The sequence below is a fragment of the Actibacterium sp. EMB200-NS6 genome (assembly GCF_001305615.1).
Lineage (GTDB): Bacteria > Pseudomonadota > Alphaproteobacteria > Rhodobacterales > Rhodobacteraceae > Actibacterium_A > Actibacterium_A naphthalenivorans.
The window spans coordinates 3,145,454-3,171,306 of sequence record NZ_CP010869.1; the positions used below are offsets into that span (position 1 = coordinate 3,145,454).

27 protein-coding genes are annotated in these 25,853 nt (G+C 68.1%); 10 read left to right on the forward strand and 17 right to left on the reverse strand.

All coding sequences use genetic code 11. From position 1 onward, the window contains the following. Window positions 1-23 precede the first annotated feature (23 nt). Together TQ29_RS15260 and TQ29_RS15265 are read left to right on the forward strand one after the other, a co-directional pair. On the forward strand, window positions 24-734 hold the full coding sequence (locus tag TQ29_RS15260; protein WP_054539854.1) for an AzlC family ABC transporter permease: 711 nt from the start codon (window positions 24-26) through the stop codon (window positions 732-734). Window positions 735-736: 2 nt separating this feature from the next. Further along, window positions 737-1,060, forward strand: coding sequence for an AzlD domain-containing protein (locus tag TQ29_RS15265; RefSeq protein ID WP_369817415.1), 324 nt, complete (start codon window positions 737-739; stop codon window positions 1,058-1,060). Here TQ29_RS15265 and TQ29_RS15270 read toward each other — a convergent pair. The 5 genes from TQ29_RS15270 to TQ29_RS15290 form a co-directional block, all read right to left on the reverse strand. Continuing rightward, window positions 1,045-1,665, reverse strand: a complete 621-nt coding sequence (locus TQ29_RS15270) for a hypothetical protein (RefSeq protein ID WP_054539856.1) — start codon at window positions 1,663-1,665, stop codon at window positions 1,045-1,047. The two genes, TQ29_RS15265 and TQ29_RS15270, sit on opposite strands and share 16 nt — an antisense overlap. A 50-nt stretch (window positions 1,666-1,715) precedes the next feature. Beyond that, window positions 1,716-1,850, reverse strand: a complete 135-nt coding sequence (locus tag TQ29_RS15275; protein WP_054539857.1) for an aa3-type cytochrome c oxidase subunit IV — start codon at window positions 1,848-1,850, stop codon at window positions 1,716-1,718. Between the two features lie 87 nt (window positions 1,851-1,937). Then, window positions 1,938-2,378: a DUF6173 family protein gene (locus tag TQ29_RS15280; protein WP_054539858.1), complete on the reverse strand. Its 441-nt coding sequence runs from the start codon at window positions 2,376-2,378 to the stop codon at window positions 1,938-1,940. Continuing rightward, window positions 2,371-3,417, reverse strand: a complete 1,047-nt coding sequence (locus TQ29_RS15285) for an MBL fold metallo-hydrolase (protein ID WP_054539859.1) — start codon at window positions 3,415-3,417, stop codon at window positions 2,371-2,373. Before TQ29_RS15285 ends, TQ29_RS15280 begins: the two co-directional genes overlap by 8 nt. After that, window positions 3,414-5,129 carry an acyl-CoA dehydrogenase gene (locus TQ29_RS15290; protein ID WP_054539860.1) on the reverse strand — a complete coding sequence of 572 codons (1,716 nt, stop codon included), beginning with the start codon at window positions 5,127-5,129 and terminating at the stop codon, window positions 3,414-3,416. Before TQ29_RS15290 ends, TQ29_RS15285 begins: the two co-directional genes overlap by 4 nt. A gap of 114 nt (window positions 5,130-5,243) precedes the next feature. Here TQ29_RS15290 and TQ29_RS15295 point away from each other — a divergent pair, with 114 nt between their 5' ends. Further along, the gene (locus TQ29_RS15295; RefSeq protein WP_054539861.1) at window positions 5,244-6,215 is read left to right on the forward strand and encodes an L-threonylcarbamoyladenylate synthase; all 972 of its coding nucleotides are present in this window, start codon (window positions 5,244-5,246) and stop codon (window positions 6,213-6,215) included. Window positions 6,216-6,227: 12 nt separating this feature from the next. Here the strand turns inward: TQ29_RS15295 and TQ29_RS15300 are convergent, their stop codons facing one another. Further along, entirely contained in the window at window positions 6,228-6,782 is a 555-nt protein-coding gene (locus TQ29_RS15300) for a YqgE/AlgH family protein (RefSeq protein ID WP_054540477.1), read from the reverse strand. Between the two features lie 152 nt (window positions 6,783-6,934). Between TQ29_RS15300 and TQ29_RS15305 the strand changes: the two genes are divergently transcribed. Continuing rightward, complete coding sequence (locus TQ29_RS15305) at window positions 6,935-7,750, forward strand: protein-disulfide reductase DsbD domain-containing protein (protein ID WP_157445609.1); 816 nt, start codon at window positions 6,935-6,937, stop codon at window positions 7,748-7,750. Here TQ29_RS15305 and TQ29_RS15310 read toward each other — a convergent pair. The 5 genes from TQ29_RS15310 to TQ29_RS15330 all read right to left on the reverse strand — a co-directional run bounded on the left by TQ29_RS15310 (window position 7,747) and on the right by TQ29_RS15330 (window position 14,546). After that, a complete protein-coding gene (locus tag TQ29_RS15310; protein ID WP_054539863.1) occupies window positions 7,747-11,148 on the reverse strand; it encodes an efflux RND transporter permease subunit in 3,402 nt (1,133 codons plus the stop codon). The genes TQ29_RS15305 and TQ29_RS15310 overlap by 4 nt on opposite strands. 3 nt (window positions 11,149-11,151) lie before the next feature. Beyond that, window positions 11,152-12,615, reverse strand: coding sequence for an efflux RND transporter periplasmic adaptor subunit (locus tag TQ29_RS15315; protein ID WP_054539864.1), 1,464 nt, complete (start codon window positions 12,613-12,615; stop codon window positions 11,152-11,154). A 166-nt stretch (window positions 12,616-12,781) separates the two neighbouring features. Then, complete coding sequence (locus TQ29_RS15320) at window positions 12,782-13,234, reverse strand: NUDIX domain-containing protein (protein WP_054539865.1); 453 nt, start codon at window positions 13,232-13,234, stop codon at window positions 12,782-12,784. Next, window positions 13,231-13,773: a molybdenum cofactor biosynthesis protein B gene (gene moaB / locus TQ29_RS15325; RefSeq protein WP_037211221.1), complete on the reverse strand. Its 543-nt coding sequence runs from the start codon at window positions 13,771-13,773 to the stop codon at window positions 13,231-13,233. The genes TQ29_RS15320 and moaB overlap by 4 nt, the downstream gene beginning before the upstream one ends. Continuing rightward, a complete protein-coding gene (locus TQ29_RS15330; RefSeq protein ID WP_054539866.1) occupies window positions 13,773-14,546 on the reverse strand; it encodes a uracil-DNA glycosylase family protein in 774 nt (257 codons plus the stop codon). Before TQ29_RS15330 ends, moaB begins: the two co-directional genes overlap by 1 nt. A 201-nt stretch (window positions 14,547-14,747) precedes the next feature. Between TQ29_RS15330 and TQ29_RS15335 the strand changes: the two genes are divergently transcribed. From TQ29_RS15335 to plsY, 3 genes are read left to right on the forward strand one after another with little or no spacing between them, the layout of a single operon-like run. Further along, entirely contained in the window at window positions 14,748-15,701 is a 954-nt protein-coding gene (locus TQ29_RS15335; protein ID WP_054539867.1) for an aspartate carbamoyltransferase catalytic subunit, read from the forward strand. Next, window positions 15,698-16,990, forward strand: coding sequence for a dihydroorotase (gene pyrC / locus TQ29_RS15340; protein WP_054539868.1), 1,293 nt, complete (start codon window positions 15,698-15,700; stop codon window positions 16,988-16,990). Before TQ29_RS15335 ends, pyrC begins: the two co-directional genes overlap by 4 nt. 3 nt (window positions 16,991-16,993) lie before the next feature. Then, complete coding sequence (gene plsY, locus TQ29_RS15345; RefSeq protein ID WP_054539869.1) at window positions 16,994-17,599, forward strand: glycerol-3-phosphate 1-O-acyltransferase PlsY; 606 nt, start codon at window positions 16,994-16,996, stop codon at window positions 17,597-17,599. A 141-nt stretch (window positions 17,600-17,740) separates the two neighbouring features. Here plsY and TQ29_RS15350 read toward each other — a convergent pair whose 3' ends face one another. Genes TQ29_RS15350 through TQ29_RS15365 form a run of 4 tightly spaced genes read right to left on the reverse strand, consistent with a single transcriptional unit; the run spans window position 17,741 to window position 21,296 of the window. After that, window positions 17,741-19,111, reverse strand: coding sequence for a glutamate--cysteine ligase (locus TQ29_RS15350; RefSeq protein WP_054539870.1), 1,371 nt, complete (start codon window positions 19,109-19,111; stop codon window positions 17,741-17,743). 57 nt (window positions 19,112-19,168) lie between these two features. Next, on the reverse strand, window positions 19,169-19,693 hold the full coding sequence (locus TQ29_RS15355) for a hypothetical protein (protein ID WP_054539871.1): 525 nt from the start codon (window positions 19,691-19,693) through the stop codon (window positions 19,169-19,171). Beyond that, window positions 19,681-20,547, reverse strand: a complete 867-nt coding sequence (locus TQ29_RS15360; protein ID WP_054539872.1) for a GNAT family N-acetyltransferase — start codon at window positions 20,545-20,547, stop codon at window positions 19,681-19,683. Before TQ29_RS15360 ends, TQ29_RS15355 begins: the two co-directional genes overlap by 13 nt. Then, entirely contained in the window at window positions 20,544-21,296 is a 753-nt protein-coding gene (locus tag TQ29_RS15365) for a 16S rRNA (uracil(1498)-N(3))-methyltransferase (RefSeq protein ID WP_054539873.1), read from the reverse strand. Before TQ29_RS15365 ends, TQ29_RS15360 begins: the two co-directional genes overlap by 4 nt. Window positions 21,297-21,309: 13 nt before the next feature. Here TQ29_RS15365 and ubiA point away from each other — a divergent pair, with 13 nt between their 5' ends. The 3 genes from ubiA (at window position 21,310) to TQ29_RS15380 (ending at window position 24,618) form a co-directional block, all read left to right on the forward strand. Beyond that, entirely contained in the window at window positions 21,310-22,272 is a 963-nt protein-coding gene (gene ubiA, locus TQ29_RS15370) for a 4-hydroxybenzoate octaprenyltransferase (RefSeq protein WP_054540478.1), read from the forward strand. A gap of 71 nt (window positions 22,273-22,343) precedes the next feature. After that, entirely contained in the window at window positions 22,344-24,305 is a 1,962-nt protein-coding gene (locus tag TQ29_RS15375; protein ID WP_054539874.1) for an OmpA family protein, read from the forward strand. Beyond that, window positions 24,292-24,618, forward strand: coding sequence for a hypothetical protein (locus TQ29_RS15380; RefSeq protein ID WP_037210943.1), 327 nt, complete (start codon window positions 24,292-24,294; stop codon window positions 24,616-24,618). Before TQ29_RS15375 ends, TQ29_RS15380 begins: the two co-directional genes overlap by 14 nt. A 12-nt stretch (window positions 24,619-24,630) precedes the next feature. On the opposite strand, the gene TQ29_RS15385 is transcribed toward TQ29_RS15380, so the two are convergent. Next, window positions 24,631-24,987 carry a diacylglycerol kinase gene (locus TQ29_RS15385; RefSeq protein WP_037210945.1) on the reverse strand — a complete coding sequence of 119 codons (357 nt, stop codon included), beginning with the start codon at window positions 24,985-24,987 and terminating at the stop codon, window positions 24,631-24,633. After that, the gene (locus TQ29_RS15390) at window positions 24,984-25,844 is read right to left on the reverse strand and encodes a phosphatase PAP2 family protein (RefSeq protein WP_054539875.1); all 861 of its coding nucleotides are present in this window, start codon (window positions 25,842-25,844) and stop codon (window positions 24,984-24,986) included. The genes TQ29_RS15385 and TQ29_RS15390 overlap by 4 nt, the downstream gene beginning before the upstream one ends. Window positions 25,845-25,853 lie beyond the last annotated feature (9 nt).

A 25,853-nucleotide genomic window follows, 5' to 3' on the forward strand; every position in this document is an offset into this window, starting at 1 on the left:
AAGGCACAGTCTAGGGGCAGCGCATGGCATCCTCCACCACCAAATCGGCATTCTGGCTGGGCGCCCGCCACGGCCTGCCCTTCATCTTCGTGGTGTCGCCCTTCGGACTGCTGTTCGGCGTGGTCGGCACCGAGGCCGGGCTGAACATCGCCGAGGTCATGGGCTTTTCGGTGCTGGTCATCGCCGGGGCGTCGCAATTCGCGGCGCTGCAACTGATGACGGAAAACGCGCCCACGGTGATCATTCTGGCCACGGCGCTGGCGGTGAACCTGCGCATGGCGATGTATTCGGCATCGCTGACCCCGCATCTGGGCGCCGCGCCGTTGTGGCAGCGGGCGCTGATGGCCTATTTCCTGGTCGATCAGTCCTATGCCGTCGGCGTCGCCCGGTTCGAAACCCACCCCGGCATGCCATTGGCGCAGAAGACGGCCTATTTCTTCGGCACCATCACCCTGATCTGCCCGTTCTGGTATACCATGACCCTGATCGGTGCGCTGGCCGGGCAACAGATCCCGCCCGAATACGCGCTGGATTTCGCGGTGCCGATCACCTTTCTGGCGCTGATCGCACCGGCGCTGCGCACGCTGGCCCATGTGGCGGCGGCGGCAGTGTCGGTGGCTGTCTCGCTGGCGCTGGCCTTCGTGCCCTATAACGGTGGGCTGATCGTCGCGGCGCTGGCTGCGATGATGGCCGGCGCACAGGTCGAGCTGTGGATGCGGGGGCGTCAGGCATGAACATGAGCAGCGCCCAAATCTGGACCATCATCGTCGGGCTGGGCATCGGCACCTTCCTGATCCGCTTTTCGTTCCTTGGGCTGATCGGCGACAGAAAGCTGCCCGAATGGGTGCTGCGCCATCTGCGCTATACGCCGGTGGCCGTGCTGCCCGCGCTGATCGCGCCGCTGGTGGTCTGGCCCGCCGCGACCGGGGGCCAGCCCGATCTGGCCCGGATGCTGGCGGCGGCCGCGGCGCTGGGGGTGGGGATCCTCACCCGCAATGTCCTGCTGGCCATCATCGGCGGCGCGGCCACGCTCTATCTGGCGCTTTATCTGCTGGGCTGAGCCGGCGCCCCGTGCTGCTGGGTCATCAGCACGGCGGTGTTGTCGTCGGCATCGTCGTCGTAATAGACAGCCGTCTCGACCCCGGGCAACTGGCCGAAGGAGTCCATGATCCGGGCGGGAAACAGCGATTGCGAGACGGACTCAAATCCGGGAAGCTGCTTGAGGATGCCGCTGGTGGCGCTGCCGCACATCGCCTTGGGCACCGCGCCACGTGCTTCGGCTAGTTGCAGCGCCCGCGTGGCCACCTCGGGCGAGACCTCTACGGTCTGACTGACCACGCGATAGGTTTCCCGGGCGTGGTAGTCGATGTAGAATTTCAGCATCAGCGGCGTCATGCCGTAAAGCACATCATTGCGTTCCGGCGCGGTGCGGTGCCACCAGCTTCCGGCCGGGTCGAACATCACCCGCTGATCGCCGTTGATCATCAGCCCGCTGTGCCCGCCCTCGTTCGAGCGGTTGTTGATCATGGTGAACAGCGTGATCGACGGCGGGCTGTCGTCACGATAGACGGCGGCCTCGACCGCCGCGTCGGGCGCCCAGACGGGGTCGGCCGTGCAGGCCGACAGGGCAAGCGGCACAAGGGCAAGAAGCAGCGGGATGCGCATGTCGCTTGGCTTTCAACGGGCATGTCGGCGGGCAGGCGCCCGCCGGGGCGTTACCCGTTCACAAGACCGATAAAGACAATCACCAGAATGGCCAGACCGGCGACGATGGTCGCAAAGCGGATGAACCCGTCATAGGTCTTTTCGTGATCCGTGATGTCCATCGAACCGTGCTTGTATTCTGCCATGGGGTATCCCTTCCCTGATCGTGCGAAGCCCGGATAGCCGATTTCGCGGCGGCTGTCACGGCCCTGTTCGCCGCGACCGGGCGGTTGTCAGGTGTCGTGCTCCAGATCCTCGGCCAGGCGGAATCCGATGCGCCGGGCGGCGGGGGCTGCCGGCTCTTTCGGCATGGCGCGCAGCATCACGTTGAGCTGGCTGACGTGCTGCACGAGCTGGGTGCGCGCGCCCGTCTGGTCGGTACCGTAGAAGGTAACGATATCGGGGTCGAAATAGCCCACCCCCTCGATCCGCAGGATGCCGGTGTTGCCGCCGGTCAGGCCGATGGCGATCTCATCCTCGGCGGCGAGCTGTTCCTCGAAGTTCTGGATATAGAGGATCAGCCGCTCATAGGCCCATTCGGCCGCGCTCTTCTGCTCCACCGGCTTGCGGCAGACCGCTTCGGGCAGCGGTTTTTGCTCGGGCGAGGCGGGCGCATCGGGATCCGCGTGCACCACCCGCGCCCGCGGACGGGCATCGTGCAACCGCTCAGTCATCGGTGGCCTGCCACAGCCATGCGCCATCGTCGCCCATGCGGCGGCTGATCCGGCCCGCCTGATACAGGTGGTTGAAATGGGCGATCGCCTCGACCAGGGCCAGCCCGTATTCATCGGGCCCGATCTTGCGTTTGTAGAGCGGCGCGAACGATCCGCCCACGGTATGGGGCGTTTGCAGATGTGCGACAAGGCGGTCCAGCGCGCCGTGATGATTGTCGATCAGTTGCGACAGCCGCGCCGGCAGGCCGGTGAAGGGCAGCTTGTGGCCCGGCAGCACCAGTTGATCGTCGCGCGCATGGGCCAGCAGCCGCTCGCAGCTTTCCAGCCAGTCGCCCACGGGGTCTGCGTCGGGCTCGGAGGCATAGACCCCGAGATTGGGCGAGATCGACGGCAAGAGCTGATCGCCGCCCAGCACGAGGTTGTCGTCCCTGCTCCAGAACGTGGCGTGTTCGGGGGCGTGGCCATCGCCCATGCGCACGTCCCAGTCGCGCCCGCCGATGCGGATGACATCGCCCTGCTTGACCCGCCGATAGCCCCGCGGCAGCGGCGACACCAGATCGACGTAGTTGAACGGGCGCTCGGCCAGACGCTTTTCATAAATCTCGCGGTCCATCCCGGCGGCGCGCCAGAAGGCCAGCGTTTCTTCGTCCGGCGCGTCCTGTTCGTCGAGAATCAGCATCCGCGTCATCAGCCAGGCGGTACGGGTCGTCCACAGCTCGGCGCCATGCGCGGCCTGGAACCAGCCGGCAAGGCCGATATGATCGGGGTGGTGATGGGTGACGATGACCCGGTTCACCGGCTTGCCGCGCAGTGGCCCGGCCAGCAACGCGCCCCAGATTTCCCGGTGCTGGGCCATCTCGAACCCGGTATCGACGATGGTCCAGCCATCGCCGTCATCCAGCGCGAAGATGTTCACATGGTCCAGCCTCATCGGCAGCGGCAGCCGCATCCAGAGCACACCGGGTGCCACCTCTATCGCCTCGCTCCCGGCCGGAGGCTCCGCCCAAGGGTAGTGAATCAGGGAGTTCCCGTCCATCATGCCACCAAGTCTTCGGGGCTGAGCGCATAGAGCCCCGCCGCCCCTTCGCGCGCGTGGGCGAGCAGCGCCACATGCTCTGGCAAAAGCCGCCGGATGAAGAACGTGGCCAGCGCGGTGCGCGGCCCGCTGCCGCCTTCGGCCAGCGCCGCCTTCAGGTGGAAATGCGCCCCAAGAACACGGGCAAAGCCGCGCAGAAACGGCACCGCACCGGCGAAGCGGTCGTTCATCTGCTGGGCGGCCAGCCATTCGGTAGCCTCGCGCAAGGTCTCGGCGGCGGCCCAGACCGCGATGGCAAGATCGGGCAGGATGCCGCGCGCCGCCTCGGCGCTGGCCTCGACCTCGTCCATCAGGCGGAAGGCCGCTTCGCCGCCATCCATCATCTTGCGCCCCACCAGATCCATGGCCTGAATACCGTTCGTTCCTTCGTAGATTGCCGTCACCCGCACATCACGCAGATACTGGGCGGCGCCGGACTCTTCGATGAACCCCATGCCACCATGCACCTGCATGCCCATGGACGCAACATCGATACCGGTATCGGTGCCATAGGCCTTGGCGATCGGGGTCAGAAACGCGGCGCGCGCCAGGCAGTCGGCATCATCGGTGGCCCGGGCCAGATCGATGGCCAGCGCGCAAGACAGCGCGAGCGTGCGGGCGGCGAAGATCTCGGCCTTCATCGTGGTCAGCATCCGGCGGACATCGGCATGATCGACGATACAGCCCGTACCCTCCACCACCGGCGTTTTGCCCTGCCGCCGCTCCAGCGCATAGGCCAGCGCGTGCTGATACGCGCCCTCGGCCGCGCCGATGCCCTGTACGCCCACGCCCAGCCGGGCGTTGTTCATCATGGTGAACATCGCGGCCATGCCCTTGTGCGGCTCCCCCACCAGCCAGCCGGTGGCGCCGTCGAACTGCATCACCGCGGTGGGCGAGCCATGCAGGCCCAGCTTGTGCTCCAGACTGACCACCTTCAGGCTGTTGGCCACGCCGGGGCTGCCCTGCGCGTCGGGGATGAGTTTGGGCACCATGAACAGGCTGATCCCGCGCGTGCCCGGCGCCGCGTCGGGCAGCCGCGCGAGCACCAGATGACAGGTGTTCGACGTGAAATCGCAATCGCCCCAGGAGATGAAGATCTTCTGGCCGGTCACCGCGTAGGTGCCATCGCCGTTCGGCACGGCCTTTGCCGCCACCGCGCCCACGTCGGACCCGGCCTGCGGTTCGGTCAGGTTCATCGTGCCGTTCCATTCGCCCGATATCAGCTTGGGCAGATAGAGCGCCTTCATCTCGGGGCAGGCGTGATGTTCCAGCGCCTCGATCTGGCCCTGGGTCAGCAGCGGGTTGAGCTGCAGCGAAAGGCATGCCGCGCTCATCATGTCGTTCACCGCAGTGGCCACGGTCATCGGCAGGCCCATGCCGCCATGCTCCGGGTCCGCCGCCATGCCGACCCAGCCGCCCAGCGCGATCTGCGCATAGGCCCCGGCAAACCCGCGCGAGCTGCGCAGCACGCCGTTTTCAAGAACCGCCGGATCAAGATCGCCGTTGCGCTGCACCGGGGCTATGACCTCTTCGCTCAGCCGGCCCGCCTCGGACAGGATGGCGTCGGTCACGTCGCGGGTGACCTCGGCGAACATGGGGGTCTGCGCCACCTTGCCCAGATCCACCACATGATCGAAGATGTACTGAAATTCGCCGACCGGCGCGCGATATGGCATGGCATCCCTCCTCAACCCGTGCCTTGAGATCGCGGCGGCGCGGCTGTATGTCAACGGAATTCCTGACAAAACCTATTGCACCAGGTTTCCCCATCAAGGCAGACGCAGCGTCACATGAACCGCGCCATCCCCACTGAAACCCTGAAGGCAGACCCGCAGGGGCTGGCCCGCGCGGCAGAACTCCTTGCGCGGGGAGGGCTTGTCGCCTTTCCCACCGAAACGGTCTATGGGCTGGGCGCGGATGCGCGCGACGATACCGCCGTCGCCCGGATATTCGAGGCCAAGGGCCGCCCCCGGTTCAACCCGTTGATCGTGCATCTGCCCGATATCGCCGCCGCGCGCCGCATCGCGCTGTTTCCAGACGCGGCCGAACGGCTGGCGGGCGCCTTCTGGCCCGGTCCGCTGACGCTTGTGCTGCCGCTGCGGCCCGATGCGGGGCTTTCGCCGCTGGTGACGGCGGGCAATGATACGGTGGCGCTGCGCCTGCCGGCGCATGCGGTGGCGCGCGCGCTGCTGGTGCGGTTCGGCGGCCCGGTGGCGGCGCCCTCGGCCAACCCGTCGGGCAAGGTCAGCCCGACCCGCGCCGAACATGTGGCCGAAGGGCTTGCCGGACGGATCGAGGCGGTGCTGGATGGCGGCGCCTGCGACGTGGGGCTGGAATCCACCATCGTCGGCATCGGCGCGGACGGGGCCGCGACCCTGCTGCGCCCGGGTGGCCTGCCCGTCGAGGTGATCGAGGATTGCCTTGGTCACCCTCTGGCCCGCCGCGGCGAGGATGCGGCGATTTCCGCGCCGGGGCAGCTTGGCTCGCATTACGCGCCGGAGGCCGGGATCAGGCTGGAAGCGCGCGCGCCGCGTGCCGGCGAGCTTTGGCTGGGGTTCGGGCCGGGCTGCGAGGGGGCGGCGATGAACCTGTCGCCCGGCGGTGATCTGGTCGAGGCCGCGGCCAACCTGTTTCACCACCTGCGCGCGATGGACGCACTGGCGCAGACGGGCCAGGTGATTGCCGTGGCGCCGATCCCTGAACACGGGCTGGGCCGGGCCATCAACGACAGGCTGCGCCGCGCCGCTGCCCCCCGGCCCTGAACCCCCCCGCGCTCAGGCGTGGCCGCAGGCCGCCGAAAGCGACAGCGGATCGACGCCCAGCACGTTCAGCGCCCGGCCCCATTTGCTGTCATCATCGCCGGCGAACACGATCTCGGGGCTGGCATCGCAGGTCAGCCAGCCGTTGGCGCCGATCTCCGCCTCGAGCTGCCCCGGCCCCCAGCCGGAATATCCCAGCGCCAGAAGCGTGTTGTCGGGCCCGGTGCCGCGCGCCATGTCATCCAGAATGTCCAGCGTCGCGGTCAGGCCGAACTGCGCATCCACCTTCAGCGTCGTCGCGCTGTTCGAACGATAGTCGGACGAATGCAGCACAAAGCCGCGCCCGTGTTCCACCGGGCCGCCGAAATGCACCCGGATGTCACGGCCGGTGCCGCGCGGGATCTGCAACTGTTCCAGCATGTCGGACAGGCGCAGTTCCTGCGACGGCTTGTTGATGATCAGCCCCATCGCGCCCTCGGCGGAATGGGCGCATATGTAGACCACGCTTTTCTCGAACCGCGGATCGCCCATGCCGGGCATCGCGATCAGAAGCTTGCCGCTGAGGTCCAGTTCGCTGCCTGAAATATCCATGCGCCAAAGGTGGTCGTTGCACCGGTTTGGCGCAAGGGCCACGCGCGCCGGGTGGTACGAAAAGCCACACTCGCGCCGCCATCGCCCAATTGTGATTTCGTTCGCGGCCGCCGATGCCTATGTTCTGCGCCATGGTCAAATCCGTTCTCACCTGCCTGGCGCTTGCTGCCGGCCTGGCGTTTTCCCCGCTGTCCCCGGCGCGGGCCGAAAGCCCCTACGCGTCTGTCATCACGGCGGAAATCCTGCCCGGCTGGGAAACCGCCCGCGGCACCCAGATGGTCGGGCTGCGGCTGAAACTGGCACCCGAATGGAAAACCTACTGGCGCGCGCCCGGCGATGCCGGCATTCCGCCGCGGTTCGAATGGTCCGGCTCCGAGAACCTTCGCTCGGCCGATCTGTTCTGGCCCCGGCCCGAGGTGATCTATCAGAACGGCATGCGCACCATCGCCTACAAGCACGAGGTGGTGCTGCCGATCGAACTGACGCCGCAGAGGCCCGGCGCGCCGATCACCCTGAACGGGGTTGTCGAGCTGGGCGTGTGCCTCGACATCTGCATGCCGATGGAACTTGCGCTGCACGCCGATCTTCCCGCCGCGCCGGAGCCCGCGCCGATCCGGGCCGCGCTGGCGCAGCGCCCCGTGCCCGGCTATCAGGCCGGGGTCGGCGATGTGATCTGCAGCGCCACACCGCTGCCCGACGGGCTGCGCCTGACCACGCGCATCACCGTGCCGCCGCTTGGGGGCAAGGAGATTGCCGTGGTCGAACTGGCCGATCCGTCGATCTGGGTGGCCGAGGCCGAAGTGTCGCGCCGGGGCAATGAGTTGACGGCGGTAACCGATCTTGTGCCGGCCAATGCCGCCCCCTTCGCGCTGGACCGGTCCGGCGTGCGCATCACGCTGTTGTCGGACAGCCGGGCGATCGACATTCAGGGCTGCGTAGGCGGCTAGGCCCCCGCGCTGCGCCGGGCATAGACCAGCGCCGTAACCGTATAGACGATCAGCAAAAGCACCGCCGCCCCGGCCAGAAACAGGCCCAGCGCCGCCGGCATCGCCGGCACCCCCGCCAGCCCGGGAAACGCGCCGGTGACAATCCCCGGCAGGGCGCCCGTCACCACCGCATGGCCCAGCGTCAGCCCGAACAGCCCGCCAAGGCCCAGCGCCGCCACGGCGATCACCGCGCCCATCGCCCGCGCGCGCGAAGGCTGCCCCAGCGCCCGCCGCGCGGCGGCAATGTGGCGCGACACATCCTGCTGCATCGCCAGCAGCGCCGGCACCATCAGCAACACCAGAACCATGCCGAAGCCAAGCCCGTAGACCAGCGTCACCACCGTGGGTTTCAGGAACTGCGCCTGTTGCGAGCTTTCATAGAGCAGCGGCGCGAGGCCCAGAACCGTGGTCGCGGTGGTCAGGAACACCGGCCGCAGCCGGTCGGCCGTCGCGTCGATGATCGCGGGCACCAGCCCGCGGGTCTGCGAATATTCATCCACCGTGCCGACCAGCACGATGGAATCGTTGATGATGATCCCGGTCATGCCGATCAGCCCGACGACCGTGAACATCGACAGCGGAATCTCCCACAGCGCGTGGCCATAGATCGTGCCGACAAGTCCGAAGGGAATGATCGCCATCACCACCACCGGCCGGGTCCAGCTCGAGAAGATCCAGGCCAGCGTCAGGTAGATGCCCAGAAGGCACAGCATCAGCCCGGTCATCGCGTCGGCCAGAAACTCGTTTTCCTGCTCGGCCAGGCCCGAAAGCTGCCAGGCGACGCCGTATTCGCTTTCGATGGCGGGCAGGATCGTACGCTCCAGCGCCTCCATCACCGCCTCGGCCCGGGCCGGATCATCCTCCGATATATCGCCGGTGACCGACACCACGCGCAGCCCGTTCTCACGCCGGATGGTGGAGAAGCCGGTGCGCCGCTCGACCGTCACGATATCGGCCAGCGGCAGGTATTGCCCGCTGGCCGAGCGCAGCAGCGTGCGGTCGAGGAAATCCGCGGTAAGCTCGCCGGTGGGCAGTTCCACCCGAATGGCGGCCGAACGCGGCCCGTCGGGGTAGGTCGCGGCCTCGATCCCGTTCAGGCGGTTGCGCAGCACCCGGCCGAGCCCGTCTATGGTGAAACCCACCGCGGTGCCCTGCGCCGTCAGTTCCAGGATCAGCTCTTCCTTGTCATAGGCCAGGCTGTCCTCGAGCGCCGATACTTCGGGGAACTGCGAAACCCTGGCCTTCAGCGCCTCGGCCGCCGCCTTCAGCGTTTCGGAATCGGCGCCGTAGAATTCCACATCCAGCGCGTCGCCCCCCGGCCCCGAGCGCCAGCCCCGGAAACTGAGCACCTCGACCAGCGGATGGCTGCGCACCTCTTCCTGCAGATCGGCCAGAAAGCGGAATGACGAATAGGGCCGCAGATCGGCGTCGATCAGCTCGATCGCGATCGAGCCCAGCAGCTCCTCGTCCTTGGTGCCGACGCCCGACAGGCCACGGCCGGTGTTGCCGCCGACCTCCGCCAGCACGTAAACCAGCGGATTGCGCCCATGCTCTGCCTCGTAGCGCGCGGCCACGGCGGCAGTGGCGCGCTGCATCTCGCGCATCATCGCCATCGTGTCTTCGCGCCGGGCGCCGGGCGCCATCGCGAAATTGCCGGAAATCGAGCCTTGTTCGGGCGAGTTGAAGAACCGCCACTGCACATCGCCCCGGATGAGCAGCGCCACCTGCGTGGCCAGCACCACCAGCACCAGCGCCATCACCGGATAGCGCGCCCGGATCACCCCGGCCATCAGCGGCCGGAACAGCGCCGCCTGCACCCAGCCGAACCCCCGGTTCACCACCCGCGAGGGCAGATCATACCAATGTTCCTTCGCCGAATGGGCCAACGCATGAGACATGTGGTTGGGCAGGATCAGAAAGCATTCCACCAACGAGGCCATCAACACCGCGATCACGGTGAACGGTATGTCGGAAATCAGATCGCCGAACCGGCCGCTGATCGCGGTCAGCCCGAAAAAGGCGATGACCGTGGTGATCGTGGCCGAAATCACCGGCGGGGCCATCCGCCGGGCCGCATTCTCTGCCGCCTCGACCGGGCCTTCGCCCAGCCGCCGCGACCGGAAATCGGCATGTTCCCCCACCACGATCGCGTCATCCACCACGATCCCGGTGGTGATGATCAGCGCGAACAGTGAGATCATGTTGATCGTCAGCCCCGACGCGTACATCAGCGCAATCGTGGCCAACATCGAAACCGGAATCCCCGCCGCCACCCAGAAGGCCGTGCGCGCGTTCAGGAACAGGAACAGCAGCGCCACCACCAGCAACAGCCCCATCAGCCCATTGTCCAGCAGGATGTTCAGGCGCCCGGTGATCGCCTCGGCGCGGGTGCGGATCAGGTCGATCCGCACCTCGGCGGGCAGGCTCGCCACCATTTCATCGGCGACGTCCTGCACCACGTTCTGAATGTCGATCGCATCGCCCCGGTCCGAACGGTCCACCCGCACCGACACCGCCGGATGCGCACCCACGTAATAGGCGCGCTCGCGGTCGATCCCCTCGACGATCACCCGCGCCACATCGCCCACCGTCAGGTTCGATCCGTCGTCATTGGCGCGCAGCACCACCGCCTCGATCTCGTCGACGCTGCGCTTGGCCACGCCGGTACGCACCCGTGCGCTGCCGCCCGACACGTCCCCGGCGGGCGAGGTTTCGGCCGCCGCCTCGATCGCATCGGCGATCTGGGCCATGGTCACGTCATGCCGGACCAGCGCGGCCGAGGGCACCTCGACAATCGTATTCGGCGCCGCCAGCCCGCGGATCGTGGTGCGCGTCACCCCCGCCGCGAACAGCCGGGTGACGAATTCATCGGCGAACCGGCCAAGCTGATCCACCCCCACCGGCCCGGTGATCACCACATCCGTCACCCGGTCGCGCCAGGCACCGCGGCGCACGGTGGGCTCATCCGCCTCTTCGGGCAGCTCTGTCACGGCGTCCACCGCCGCTTGCACGTCGGACGCGGCGCGCGCCATGTCCCAGCCCGGCTCGAACGACAGATCGATATTCGCCCGCCCCTCGGTCGAGCGCGAGGTGGCGTCTTCCACCCCTTCCACCGCCAGCAGCACCGGCTCCAGCACCTGGGTGATGCCGGCATCCACGTCATCGGCACCGGCGCCGTCCCACGTCACATTCACCGTCACGTCATCGACGATCACATCGGGAAAGAACTGCGCCCGCATCCGCGGCACCGCCGCCAGGCCCAGCGCGATCAGGATCACCAGCAACAGGTTCGCCGCCGTCCCGTGCCGGGTGAAATAGGAAAGGATCCCTCCGGCCGCCCCGGCCATGCGCCCCGCCATCGCCTAGCCCCCCATGCGGCTCTCGATCCGCTCGACCGTGACCGCGGGCACCCTGTCCTGCGTCAACTGCGCCAGCACCCGTTCCTTGGCCTCCGGCGGCATGAACTGGCTGGCTTCGATAAAGGCGATCAACTGCGCCCTGCGCTCGGGCGACAGTTCCACCATCTCCGGCACCGCCAGAGCGCCGTCGGCGCTGGCCTCGGGGCGGACCGGGCGCACCTTGATGCCCGCGCCCAGCAGCGGAGAGCGTTCGGCCACCACCTCCTGCCCGTAAAGGCCCGGCGCCCGCACGATCACATCGTTGCCCTGACGGCGCAGCAACGTCACCCCGACCTGCTCCAGCCGTTCGTCACCGGCCAGAACCAGTACCGTATTCGCCGCGTCCAGCGCCGTCGACGGCAACACCGCCACATCGCCAAGCACCGGCTCTTCAACCCGCACGGTCACGAAATCGCCGGGGCGAAACCCCTTGGCCTGCTCCAGCCGCGCGAACAGCAGCCGCCCGGTCTGGCCCTCGGCCACGGCCGCGCTTTCGCGGGTGATGACCCCGGGCGCCACCAGATCGGCACCATAGGCATCCAGAGTGACAGCCACCGGCGCCGGCACCAGCGCGCCACTCTCATCCAGCAGATTCAGGTATTGCGGCGTCGAGATCCGGAACGACACTTCCAGATCGTCGGGATCGATCAGCCGGGCCACCTGCTCATTATGCGCCACCAGCCCGCCCTCGACGATCGACACCTCGCTCAGCGTACCGGAATATTCGGCGTAAAGCTCGGTATCGGCCAGCCGCCGCTCGGCCTCGGCCAGATTGATCCGCTCGCGCGAAAGCTGTGTTCCGGCCTGATCCAGCCGGCTTTCGGCGCTGGCCAGCAACTGGCGCCGCGACACCACCGATTGCTGCGCCGAGGCCGCTGCCAGCTCCGCCTCTTCGACCAGCGCATCGGTGGCAAAGCCGCGTTCCTGCAGGCTCTGCTGGCGTTCCAGCGCGCGGGTCCGCAGCGCGGCCTGCTCCTGCGCCGCGGCCAGATCGTCCCGCGCCAGAACCAGCGCACGCTCGGCGTCGCGCAGTTCCGCCTCGGCCTCGCTCAGATCGGCGCGCGCCACTTCGACGGCCGACTGCGCATCGGCGGGATCGACCCGGAACAAAAGCTGCCCGGCGTCAACGCGCCCGCCCTCTTCGAACCCGTCCGAAAGCACCACCACCGTGCCCGCCGCCTTGGCCCGCAGATCCAGCGTCCGGCGGCTGCGTACCTGGCCGAATGCGGTCAGCACCGGGGCAACATCCTGCGCGCGCACGGGCACCACATTCACCGCGAACACTCGTTCGCGGGCGGGGCGCGCGGGCTCCTGCTCCGCCCAGCGGGTGACCAGCGCGGAATAGACAGACTGGCCCGCGAAGGTCAGCAGGCCCAGGGTCGCCGCCAGAAGAAAAAGCCCCACAAGGCTTCGGCGCAGAAAACGCATCAATCGGGTCCTTACCGGGTTCGGCGCACGGGAAACTCACGCCGCCGTGATGATAGCGCGCGCCATGCCCGGCGCAAACCACATCTGTGTTACGCACAGCACCCCGCATTCCGTCGCACCCAAGGTGATTTTTCCGCGCGCACCGGCCGCGGTTCTGCCGCAAAGTTCAGCGTCCGGCCCCGAACCGCTCCAGCACGGCCCGGATCGCGGGCACGGTGTCGAACGCCCGCACCTGCGCCAGGGTCAGAAAGGCGAACCCGGCCCCTTCGCCCAGCACCACCTCTTCGGGCCGCAGCACCCGCAAGGACCGGTAAACATAAAGCACACCGCCCTCGGTGGCCGAGGATTCGATGCGCACGAAGGGGCGCAACTCCTCCGGCGCCAGATCCACGCCGGTCTCTTCGGCAAACTCGCGCTGCGCCGATTGCACCAGGCTCTCGCCCGCTTCGATGGCCCCGCCGAACAGGCACCACTTCCCCGGCGCGGCGATACCGGAAATGTCGTCGCGCAGCTGCATCAGCACCCGGCCCGCCGCATCCTCGGCAATCACGATCGCCGCCACATAGCTGGGCACGGCCGGAACGGCGCCCAGCGTTTCGAATTCTGTCAGATCATTCATTTCCGCCGCCTGTGTTCTTCCAGTCTGGGAAGGATTTCCACGAAATTGCAGGGCCGATGACGGTAGTCGAGCTGCAGCGAAAGGATCTCATCCCAGGCATCCTTGCAGGCACCGGGGCTGCCGGGCAGCGCGAACAGATAGGTGCCCTGCGCCACCCCACCCGTGGCCCGCGACTGTACCGCCGAGGTGCCGATCTTCTGCATCGACACGATCGTGAACACCGTTCCGAACGCATCGATCTCTTTCTCATAGACATCCCGATGCGCCTCGACCGTCACATCGCGCCCGGTCAGCCCGGTGCCGCCGGTCGAAATCACCACATCGATCTCCGGCGCCGCGCACCAATCGCGCAGCTGCGCCGCGATCTCCGCCCGCTCATCGCGCAGGATCGTGCGCGCGGCCACCACATGCCCCGCCGCCTCGATCCGCTCCACCAGCACCTGGCCCGACCGGTCCTCCGCCAGGCTGCGGCTGTCGGATACGGTCAGCACCGCGATGCGGACCGGCACGAACGCCTTGTTCTCGTCGATGGATGACATCACGCGCCTCTCAGTTTCGCCTGCAGCATCAGCAGGTCGTGCCAGGCCTCACGCTTGGCATGGGGGTTGCGCAGCAGATAGGCCGGGTGGAACATCGGCAGGGCCGGGCGGCCCAGCGCCTGCATCCAGTGGCCGCGCAACCGGGTGATCCCCTTGCGGCCCAATAGCGCCTGACAGGAATGATTGCCCATCAGCACCAGCAGATCGGGATCCGCCAGTTCCACATGCCGCTCGACGAAAGGCAGCATCATCGCCACCTCCTCGGGCTTCGGATCACGGTTCTGCGGCGGCCGCCAGGGCAGAATATTGGTGATATAAAGTGCCGCCCCCGGATCCGGCGCATCGCGCCCCATACCGATCGCGGCGAACATCCGGTCCAGCAATTGCCCGGCCCGGCCGACAAAGGGCCTGCCCTGCTGATCCTCCTCGCGCCCCGGCGCCTCGCCGATCACCATCACCCCCGCGCCGGGGCGGCCATCGGCAAACACCAGATTGCGCGCGCCCTTCTTCAACTCGCAAAACTCGAACGCCTCCAGCGCCGCGCGCAACCCCTCCAGATCGCCCGCCGCAGCCGCCGCCGCTTTCGCCACCGCCACCGGATCCACCTCCGCCGCGGCCACAGGCGCCACCACCGGCGGCACCGCTGCGGGCACCGGCTCCGCCGCCGCCTCGTAGCGGTTCACCGCCACCTCGCCGATCGCCTCGGTCGCGCCAAGCTCGACCTGCCAGGCCAGCAGCGCCTTCGCGGTATGATAATCCAGTGCAGAATCCATGGCCGCACGCTAGGACCGCCACAGCCAAAGGTAAAGAATACCCCGTTCTTCTTCGGCCAAATATCCCCGCCGGAGGCAGACGGGCCGCCGCAGGCGGCCCCAAAGCAATGGCGCGGCACGCGCCGCATGCCCGAGCACCGGCAATCCCTTGCCGCCGCACCCGCCGCTTCCTATAAGCAAACCGATCAGGACGGAGGCCCCATGACATTCCGCGCGAAACACCTGCTGGGCATCGAACCCCTCGCCCCGGACGAGATTCGCACCATCCTCGACCTGTCCGAACAGTATGTCGATCTCAACCGCGGCGCGCTGAAACATTCCGATGTGCTGTCTGGCCTCACCCAGATCAACATGTTCTTCGAAAACTCCACCCGCACCCAGGCCAGCTTCGAACTGGCCGGAAAACGGCTGGGCGCGGATGTGATGAACATGTCGATGCAGGCCTCCAGCATCAAGAAGGGCGAAACCCTGATCGACACGGCGCTGACGCTGAACGCCATGCACCCCGATCTTCTGGTGGTGCGCCACCCGCATTCGGGCGCGGTGGATCTGCTGGCGCAAAAGGTCAACTGCGCCGTGCTGAACGCCGGCGACGGGCGGCACGAACACCCCACCCAGGCGCTGCTCGATGCGCTGACCATCCGCCGCGCCAAGGGCCGGCTGCACCGGCTCAACATCGCCATCTGCGGCGACATCGCCCATTCCCGCGTGGCGCGCAGCAACATCCTGCTGCTGGGCAAGCTTGAAAACCGCATCCGGCTGATCGGCCCGCCCACCCTGATGCCCGCCGGCATCGCCGAATTCGGGGTCGAAGTATACGACGACATGAAACAGGGGCTTCAGGACGTGGACGTGGTCATGATGCTGCGGCTGCAGCGCGAGCGGATGGATGGCGGCTTCATCCCCTCGGAACGCGAATATTACCACCGTTTCGGGCTCGACGCCGAAAAACTCGCCTATGCCAAGGAAGACGCCATCGTCATGCACCCCGGCCCGATGAACCGCGGCGTCGAGATCGACGGAGAGATCGCCGACGACATCAACCGTTCGGTGATTCAGGAACAGGTGGAAATGGGCGTGGCGGTGCGCATGGCCGCGATGGATCTGCTGGCCCGCAACCTGCGGGCGCAAAAGGCCGAGGGGGTCTGGGCATGACCGACATCCTGCTCACCAACGCCCGGCTGATCGACCCCGAGGCCGGAACCGAGACGCCCGGCACCGTTCGGATCTCGGGCGGAAAGATTGCCGAAATATCCCCCGGCCCCCCGGAAGGCGCGAAACAAAAGGCCTCCGCCACCGTGATCGACTGCCGCGGCAAATGCCTTGCCCCCGGCATTGTCGATATCGGCGTCAAGGTTTGCGAACCCGGCGAGCGGCACAAGGAATCGTTCAAATCCGCCGGCCTGGCCGCCGCCGCCGGGGGCGTCACCACCATGGTCACCCGCCCCGACACCCTGCCCGCCATCGACACGCCCGAAGTGCTGGAGTTCGTCACCCGCCGCGCCCGCGAAGCCTCCCCCGTGCGCATCAAGCCCATGGCCACCCTCACCAAGGCCCGCGAAGGCCGCGAGATGGTCGAGATCGGCTTCCTGCTCGATGCCGGCGCCGTGGCCTTCACCGATGGCGACAGGGTGACCGAAAACACCAAGGTGCTCAGCCGCGCCATGACCTACGCGCGATCGCTGGACGCGCTGGTCATCGCCCACCCGCAAGAGCCCGGCCTGTCGAAGGGCGCCGCCGTCACCTCGGGCAAATTCGCCTCGCTGCGCGGCCTGCCCGCCGTTTCGCCCATGGCCGAACGCATGGCACTGGACCGGGACATGGCGCTGGTCGAAATGACCGGGGTGAAATACCACGCCGACCAGATCAGCACCGCCCGCGCCCTGCCCGCGCTGGAACGGGCCAAGAAAAACGGGCTGAACGTCACCGCCGGCGTCTCGATCCACCATCTGGCGCTGAACGAGCTCGACGTGGGCGACTACCGCACCTTCTTCAAGGTCAAGCCCCCCCTGCGCAGCGAAGACGACCGGGTGGCGATGGTGCAGGCCGTGGCCAGCGGCCTGATCGACGTGATCTCGTCGATGCACACCCCGCAGGACGAGGAATCCAAGCGCCTGCCCTATGAAGAGGCCGCGTCGGGCGCCGTGGCGCTGGAAACCCTGCTGCCCGCCGCGCTGCGCCTCGTCCATTCCGGCGCGATCGCCCTGCCCGCGCTCTGGCGCGCCCTGTCGCTGAACCCGGCCCGGCGGCTGGGGCTCGACACCGGGCGGCTGGCCGTGGGCGCCCCCGCCGACCTGGTGCTGTTCGACCCCGACGCACCCTTCGTGCTCGACCGGTTCAAACTGCGCTCCAAATCCAAGAACACGCCGTTTGACGGCGCGCGGATGCAGGGCCGGGTGCTGGCCACCTTCGTCGCCGGCACTCAGGTCTTCGGAGAGCTCTGACCCATGCCCGATCTCGTCACCCCACCCCCGATACTGGCCCTCGTGGCGCTGCTCGCCTATCTCGCCGGGGCGGTGCCCTTCGGCATCGTCATCGCCCGGATCTTCGGGCTGGGCGATCTGCGCCGGATCGGCTCGGGCAATATCGGCGCCACCAACGTGCTGCGCACCGGCAACAAGCCGGCGGCCTTCCTGACGCTGGTGCTGGACGCGGGCAAGGGCGCCTTTGCCGTGCTGATCGCCCGCGCCGCGGTGGGCGAGGATGCCGCACAGCTCGCCGGGCTGGCCGCCTTCACCGGCCACATCTTCCCGGTCTACCTCGGCTTTCGGGGCGGCAAGGGCGTGGCCACGTTTCTGGGCACCCTGCTGGCGCTGGCCTGGCCCGTCGGGCTGGCCGCCTGCGCCACCTGGCTGATCGTGGCGCTGGCAACGCGCTATTCCTCGCTCTCGGCGCTGATGGCCGCCGCGCTGTCACCGCTTTACATGATCTTCCTCGGTCACGGGCAGATGGTGATGCTGGGCATCGTGCTGACCGTACTGATCTATGCCCGCCACTGGCCGAATATCGAACGCCTGAAGGCGGGCACCGAACCGAAGATCGGCAAGGGCTGAGTCCGGTTCGCGCCTGCGGCGCGCTGCCTCCGGCGGGGATATTTCCGGCGGAAAAGAAGGCCGGAGCTTTCTTCTTGGCAAAAATACTCCCGCCGGAGGCATCGCACGAAGTGCATGTCTCTTGCGCCGAAGGCGCGCCGCTCAGTAGCTGTATTCGGCGTAGATCCGGCTCAGATCGCCGGCCCAGTCGCCGTGGTAATGCTCCAGAAGCTCGTCGGCGGGTACGCGGCCATCCTCCACACTGTCCTCCAGCGCGTGCAGGAAATGACGCTCGTCGGGGATCATGCCGCCGGCGCCGGGCCTGGCCCGCGCCTTCAGCCCTTCGCGTGAAATTGCCAGAACCTGGCGCGACAGCTCGAGCATGTTGATGTCGCCCACCTGCGCCTGCAGCGCATCCTTCGACGCCGCGACCCGCAGCGCCTCGCGCGTTTCCGCGTCCCAGCCCTTTACCAGATCCCAGGCCGCATCCAGCGCGCCCTGATCGTACATCAGCCCGACCCAGAAGGCGGGCAGCGCGCAGAGCCGCCGCCAGGGCCCGCCATCGGCACCGCGCATTTCCATGAATTTCTTGATCCGCGCCTCGGGGAAGATCGTGGTCAGGTGATCGGCCCAATCCGAAAGCGTCGGCGTTTCGCCCGGCAGCGCGGGCAGCCTGCCCTTCATGAAATCCCGGAACGACTGGCCCAGCGCGTTGATGTATTTGCCGTCGCGATAGACGAAATACATCGGGACATCCAGGGCGTAGTCCACATAGCGCTCGAACCCGAACCCGTCTTCGAAGACGAAGGGCAGCATCCCGGTGCGGTCGGCGTCCAGATCGCGCCAGACCCGGCTGCGCCAGCTTTTGTGGCCGTTGGGCTTGCCCTCGAGGAACGGCGAATTGGCGAAGAGCGCGGTCGCCACCGGCTGCAGCGCCAGCGCCACGCGGAACTTCTGCACCATGTCGGCCTCTGACCCGAAATCCAGGTTCACCTGAACCGTGCAGGTCCGGTACATCATGGTTTTGCCCATGGTCCCGACCTTGTCCATATATTCGGTCATCAGCTTGTAGCGGCCCTTGGGCATGACCGGCATCTGCTCATGGGTCCAGATCGGCGCCGCGCCCAGCCCGATGAAACCCACGCCGACCTCGTCGGCGATCCCCTTCACCTCGCGCAGGTGGGTATTCACCTCGTCGCAGGTTTCATGGATGCTCTCGAGCGGGGCGCCCGACAGTTCGAGCTGGCCGCCCGGTTCGAGGCTGACGTTGGCGCCGTCCTTTTCCAGCCCGATCAGATAGTCGCCCTCGTGGATCGGCTTCCAGCCGTGCCGGTCGCGCAGCCCCTCGAGCACCGCCAGCACCGATCGCGGCCCGGCATAGGGAATCGGGTTCAGCGTATCCTTGCAATATCCGAACTTCTCATGCTCGGTGCCGATGCGCCAATCCGTCTTCGGCTTGCAGCCATCGTCAAGGTATTCGGCAAGCTGGTCGAAGCTTTCGATCGGTCCGCCGCCGGACTGGGGAATTGACATGTAAGGCGCTCCGATCTGTTCATCCGCGTGGGGCCAAGAGGTGCGGCGTTGCGCCGGTCAAGTCAAGGCCGGGGCTGCGTTCCGCTGCCACACAATCACGGGACCATCCGCCGGGTTGCGGTCCAGCGCGGCCAGAAACCGCGAGGGCTGCGCCCCCGGCAGGGCAACGAACGCGTCGAACAGCGCCTCTGCCCCCAGCGCCGCCACGGGGATGGCGAGCGGCGGCGCGCCGGTCTGGCTGATCCGCCACTGTGCCTGTCCACCGGGCGCGAAGCCGAGCGCGACCGCCGTGATCTCGCTGCGCGCGGCAAACCCGCCGCCCCGCGCCGCCAGATAGGTGATCTGCCCCTCTGTCACCTCGACAGCGCCGGGGGCAGACCCGTCGCGGCGAAAGCGCAGGCGCCGCAGCGCCACAAGGCCGAGCGCCAGGCCCAGCGCGCAAGAAAGCGCCCCGGCGGCCTGAAAGAACAGCCCGCCGAGGCCGAAGAGCCAGAGCCCCGCCAGCACGACCCCGAGCCCGATCAGCACCTCGCGCCAGCGGGCCAGCGCGGCACGCAGTTCGGGGCGGATCAGGCCGGGCACGGGGCCACCTGCTGCGCGCCGTCGAACAGGACGAGCGCGAAGCTGCCCCAGCGGGCGAAGCCGATGGCGCGATAGGCTTTGGCCGCCGCGTCACTGGCCGCGAACAACACGGCGCGGGTGACACCGGCGCGGCGCGCCTCCTGCAGATGCAAGGCCACCGCCAGGCGCGCATAGCCGCGCCCGCGCAGCTCTGGCGGGGTGAAGACGGCGCCGATCTGCACCGTATCGGGCAGGGTGGCGTTGAAGCCAGTCATTGCCACGGGCTGTGCGCCGATGCGCAGGATGCGGTGCGTGCCGCGCCCCAGAAAGCTGGCGATGTCCTGCTCCGCGCGGGCCTCTGCGTCTGCCGCGGGGGTGCCCAGAACCTCGGTATGATAGGCACGGCGCCAGCCGACCAGCAGCGCCCGGTCGGCCTGCCCCGCGGGATCGAGCCGCGCGTCGGGGCGGGCGGGAATATGCAGATCGCCGAGATCGAGGGTGAAGGCCGGCTCATCGTGATCGAGAAGTGTGGGCGCCCCGGTCAGCCCTGTCGCGGCGAGGCAGGCGCGTACCTGCCCGGCCTCGCCCAGCACACCGATCAGACGGCGCCCGGCCAGCGCCGCCGCGACGGCCCGCCAATCGGCGACCGCCGCGCCCGGCATCTGCGGCATCGCCATGCCTTCGCGCGTCAGGCCGAGCACCCGGCGCGGGCCGGCGGGCCCCTCGTTCAGCCAGAACCGCATCGACCGGGGCGCGGGGCCGTCGATCCCGTGTTCGCGCAGGTTGGTCAGCGGAAACATCGACGATTCGGCCCGGCCCAGCAGAAACCGGTCGATCGCGGCGGCATCGCCCGGTGTCGCCCGGCGCAGGGTCATCCCCAATCCCCCAAGGTGCTTTGCCACAGGGTCAGCGCCGCCACCGCCGCCGTATCGGCGCGCAGGATGCGGGGGCCCAGGCTGACAGCGACGGCCTGGGGCATTGCCGCCAGACGGGCGCGCTCGGCTTCGGAAAAGCCGCCTTCGGGGCCGATCAGGATGGCCCAGGGGGCCGCCCGCGCGCCTTGGTCGGCGAAGAATGCCCCGAGGCGTGATGCGCGGCCCGACAGCGCCTCGTCGCAGAACATCAGGCGGCGGTCTGCGGGCCAGTCGGCCAGCACCCGGTCCAGCCGCGCCAGTTCGGCCACCTCGGGGACGAAGGTGCCGCCGCATTGTTCCGCCGCCTCCACCGCATGGGCCTGGAGCCTGTCGCGCCGGATACGTTCGGCATTGGTGAAATCGGTCTGTACCGGACAGATCCGCGCCGCCCCCATCTCGGCGGCCTTTTCGACGATGAAGTCGGTGCGCGCCTTCTTGATCGGCGCGAACAAAAGCCACAGGTCGGGCGGGTTTTGCTGCGGGCGCGTCTGCTCGCGGCACACAAGCGTTCCGCCGCGCTTGCCGGCCTCGGAGACCTCGGCCAGCCATTCGCCGTTGCGCCCGTCGAACACCAGCACAGCGGCGCCTTCGCCCAGCCGCATCACGCCGAAAAGGTAATGCGCCTGATCGCGGGTCAGAGGAATGGATTGCCCCGCCCCGAGCGGGTGCTCTACATACAGCCGTATCTTGGCGGGTGCGCGCGTGTTCATGGGGGCGGACGATATGACCGGAACGAGGGAAATGCCAGAGGCCGCGGGCCAGGTCGCGGATGCGGTGCGGGGCAACTGGGTTGATCATCTGGCCCCCGAAAAGGCCCGCCCCTATCTGCGCCTGTCTCGGGCCGACCGGCCGATCGGCACGTGGCTGTTGCTGCTGCCCTGCTGGTGGGGCGTGCTGCTGGCCGCGGCCAGCACCGGCTGGCGCTGGTTCGATCTGTGGATCATCGCGGGCAGCGCGCTCGGCGCCTGGCTGATGCGCGGGGCGGGCTGCACATGGAACGACATCACCGACCGCGAGTTCGATGCGCAGGTGGCGCGCACCCGGTCGCGCCCGATCCCGTCGGGGCAGGTGACGGCAAGGCAGGCCGCGATCTGGATGGGCGCGCAGGCGCTGTTGGCCTTCGCCATTCTGCTGACGTTCAACCGGGCCGCCATCGCGCTTGGCGTCGCGTCGCTGGTGCTGGTCGCGATCTACCCTTTCGCCAAGCGTTTCACATGGTGGCCGCAGGTGTTTCTGGGGCTGGCCTTCAACTGGGGCGCACTGCTGGCCTGGACGGCGCATACCGGCGCGCTGGCCCTGCCGGCGGTGTTTCTCTACCTGTCCGGCATCGCCTGGACGATCTTCTACGACACGATCTATGCCCATCAGGACAAGGAGGATGACGCGATGATCGGCGTGAAATCCACCGCCCGCCTGTTCGGCGACGATACCCATGGCTGGCTGCGGCTGTTCCTGATGGTCAGCGTGATGCTGATGGCGGCGGCCGTGGTCATGGCGCTGATCGGCACCGGGATGCTGAACCTTGTACTGGGCCTTGCCGGGGTGGCGGCCTTCGGCTGGCACATGGCCTGGCAACTGGCGGTGCTGGACACCGAGGACAGCGACACCTGCCTGATGCTGTTCCGTATCAACCGCAACACGGGGCTGATCCCTGCGCTGTTTCTTGCCGCCGCCATCGTGCTGTGATTGCACAGTGACGCCCGGGCAACTAGAAGACGTCCCACAAGAAAAACAAGACGCGGAGTAACCACGGATCCATGCGCAAAGCCTCCAACATGATTGCCCTGTCGGCGATTCTGCTTGCCGCCCTTCTGGCCGGGCTGAGCGCCGTCTATGCCGCCAACCTGATCGAACGCCGCTCCGCCACCGAGATCCGCCATGCGCTGGCCGCCGAGGGAATCACATGGGCCGGGGTCGAGACTGACGGTCTTCAGGTGCGGCTCTACGGCACCGCGCCGACCGAGGCGATCCGCTTTCGCGCGCTCACGATCACCGGTACCGTGGTCGATGCCGCGCGGGTGATAGACCAGATGAATGTCACCCCCGCCAGCCCGGTCGCGCCACCGCGCTTTTCGCTGGAGCTTTTGCGCAACAATGACGGGTTGTCGATGATCGGGCTGATCCCCGGCGGCGATCAGCGCGAGACGATCATCAAATCGGTGAAGAAGGCCGCTGACGGCGCCCGGATCACCGATATGCTCGACGTGGCCGAGTTTGAGCGGCCCGAAGGCTGGGATGCCGCGCTGGAGTTCGGGCTGGAGGCGATGCGGCTGCTGCCCCGCTCCAAGATCTCGATTTCCGCGGATCAGGTCGCCGTCACCGCCATCTCGGACAGCCCCGCCCAGAAGCGCAAGCTGGAGGCGGCGCTGGCGCGCGAGGCCCCCGACGGCATCGCCGCGCACATTGACATTTCGTCGCCGCGCCCGGTGATCGCCCCCTTCACCCTGCGCTTCGTGATCGGCCCCGATGGCGCGCGGTTCGACGCCTGCTCGGCCCACACGGCCGAGGGGCGCGAGCGCATTCTGGCCGCGGCCCGGGCCGCCGGTCTGCCGGACGACGCCGGCGGCTGCACCCTGGGTCTGGGCGTGCCGTCGCCGAATTGGGCGGCGGCAGTGGAAACCGGCATCGCGGCGCTGGCGCGTCTGGGCGGCGGCGCGCTGACCTTTTCGGATGCCGACGTAACCCTCGTGGCGCTGGACGACGCCCCGCGCAGCCTGTTCGACACGGTAACCGCAGAGTTGGAGGCAGACCTGCCCGAGGTCTTCTCGTTGCACGCGGTGCTGCCCGAGCCGGTCAAGCTGGACGGGTCGGGCGACCCCAAGGGGCCGCCGGAGTTCGTGGCCACGCTCAGCCCGGAGGGGCAAACCCAGCTGCGCGGCCGCGTCACCGACGAGGTGATGCGCACCGCCGCCGAAAGCTATGCCCGGTCACGCTTCGGGCTGGGCAATGTCTATTCCGCGATGAACCTGGACGAGACGCTGCCCGACGGCTGGCCGCGCCGGGTTCTGACCGGGCTGGAGGGGTTGGCCGAGCTGAGCAACGGGGTGGTGATCGTGCAGCCCGAATTCGTCGCCCTGCGCGGCGCCACCGGCGACCCCGAGGCCAGGGCGCGCATCGCCCGGCTGTTCGGCGAGAAGCTGGGCGAGGCGCAGAATTTCAGCATCGAGGTGGCGTATGAGGAACGGCTCGATCCGGTCGCCTCGATGCCCACGCCGCAGGAATGCGTGGATGGCATCAACGCCATCCTCGCCGAGCAGAAGATCACCTTCGCGCCCGGATCGGTCACGCTGGAGGGCGACGCGCTGAAGGTGGTGGACCGCATCGCCTCGGCGCTGCGCGACTGCCCCGGCGTGAGGATGGAGATCGGCGGCCACACCGACAGCCAGGGGCGCGAGGTGATGAACGAACAGCTCAGCCAGCAGCGCGCCGAAGCGGTGCTGACCGCGCTGATCGCCCGGCGCATCCTGACCACGGACCTGACGGCCCGGGGCTATGGCGAATCCGTGCCGATCGCCGAGAATGACACCGAAGACGGGCGCGAGGCCAACCGGCGGATCGAATTCAGGCTGATAACGCCGAAAACCGACGCCGCACCGGAAGAGGCCGCGCAAACCGATGGCGCGGAGGCGCCGGATGGTTCACAAGCGCCGGAAACGGACGCGGACACGCCCGAAGAGGCGGGTGCACCAGAAACGGAGACTGCCGATGAACAGGACTGAATTCATACTGGTGACGGCGGTCATCCTGTTCGTGGCCTTCCTTCTGGGCTGGTTCGCCGCATGGCTGGTTCACCGCGTCAGCCGCGTTACCCAGTCGGAGATGGGCGAGCTGGACAAGATGGCGCATGAGCTGCACGAGGCCGAGGAAACCCGCGATCAGGCCATCGCCTATCTGCAGCAGCGCGAGGCGGAACTGACCAGCCAGCTCAGCCAGACCGAGGCTGAGCTGCGCGCCGCGATGGACGGGCTGCGCGAGGCCCGGCACGAGGCAGAAGAGCTGCGCGCCTGGGTGGAGCGCCAGAACGCCGGCTGAGGCCCCGCGCCGTCAGCCCGCGATCAGGGCGAAAACGAACAGCGCGCCGACCGCCAGCGCACCCAGACTGGCAACCAGAACCGCGGCCGCCGCGATATCCTTGACCACGCCGACTTCGGGGTGGGTATCGGGGTGCAGGTGATCGATCAGCGCCTCCAGCGCCGAATTCACCAGTTCCAGCGCAAGAACCACCGAGATGGTCACCAGAAACAGCGCCCACCAGACCGTCTGCGCCCCGGTCACGATCAGGGCGATGATGGCCAGCGCCGCGCAGACGGTCTGGGCGCGGAAGCTGCGTTCGCGCCGCCAGGCGGTGCGCAGGCCCAGCAGGGCGAACCCGGCCCTGCAATGAAAAGACTGGTTCTTCATCTCCGCTCCCGCTCCTCTGCCGCTTGGCCCGGCCGCTTGTGCGGGCGCAGCAACTCTGCCGCGATCACCCCGATCAGCAGCCAGAATCCCCCCACAAGGAACCCGCCGACGATATCCGAGGCATAGTGTACGTTCAGTATGACCCGGCTCAGCCCGATCAGCCCGATCATCACGGCGGTGCAATAGGCAATCGCAAAGCGGGCGTGCGGGTTCGGCAGATCACGTGCGATCGCATAGGCCAGATAGCCGTAAACCGCCATCGCCACCGTGGCATGGCCGCTTGGAAACGACCAGAACGTGGCGCTGTCCAGCATCGCGCCAGGGCGCGGGCGGGCCACGATCAGCTTGCCCAGAGACATGGTGATCTCGGCACCGGCCAGGGTGATCCACAGCGGCAGGATCGGCGCCCGACGCCCTTCGGCGAACAGGAAGCCGGTGGCGATGATCATGCTGGCCACGATCGCCGGGCTGGCCCCGAACGCCGTGATCCAGCGGAACACGGTGATCACCGGCGCGGCCCGCCACGGATCGAACAGCGCGCTGATGATCCGGTCGAGGGTCACGACCTTGTCGGCCTCCAGCACATCCTCGGTCAGGCCGAGCATCAGCGCCGCGAGGTAGAGCGCCGCGGCGGTCAGCAAGGTCAGCGGCAGGCCCCGGAACCGCGTCGGCGCGGTACGGGCCCGGACAAGGCGGCAAAGCGCGGGCTGGGCGCCCGTGCCCGCCGCCCCATGCGCGGCGTCAAGCCTTGCCGACAGCCGGCCGGCGCGGGCGACAAACCGGGGCACGAGCCGCAGGCCGATCACGAAAAGCGCCACGATCAGCGCGGCCGCAAGGGCGACGCTCAGCAGCAGCATCGCCTGCCC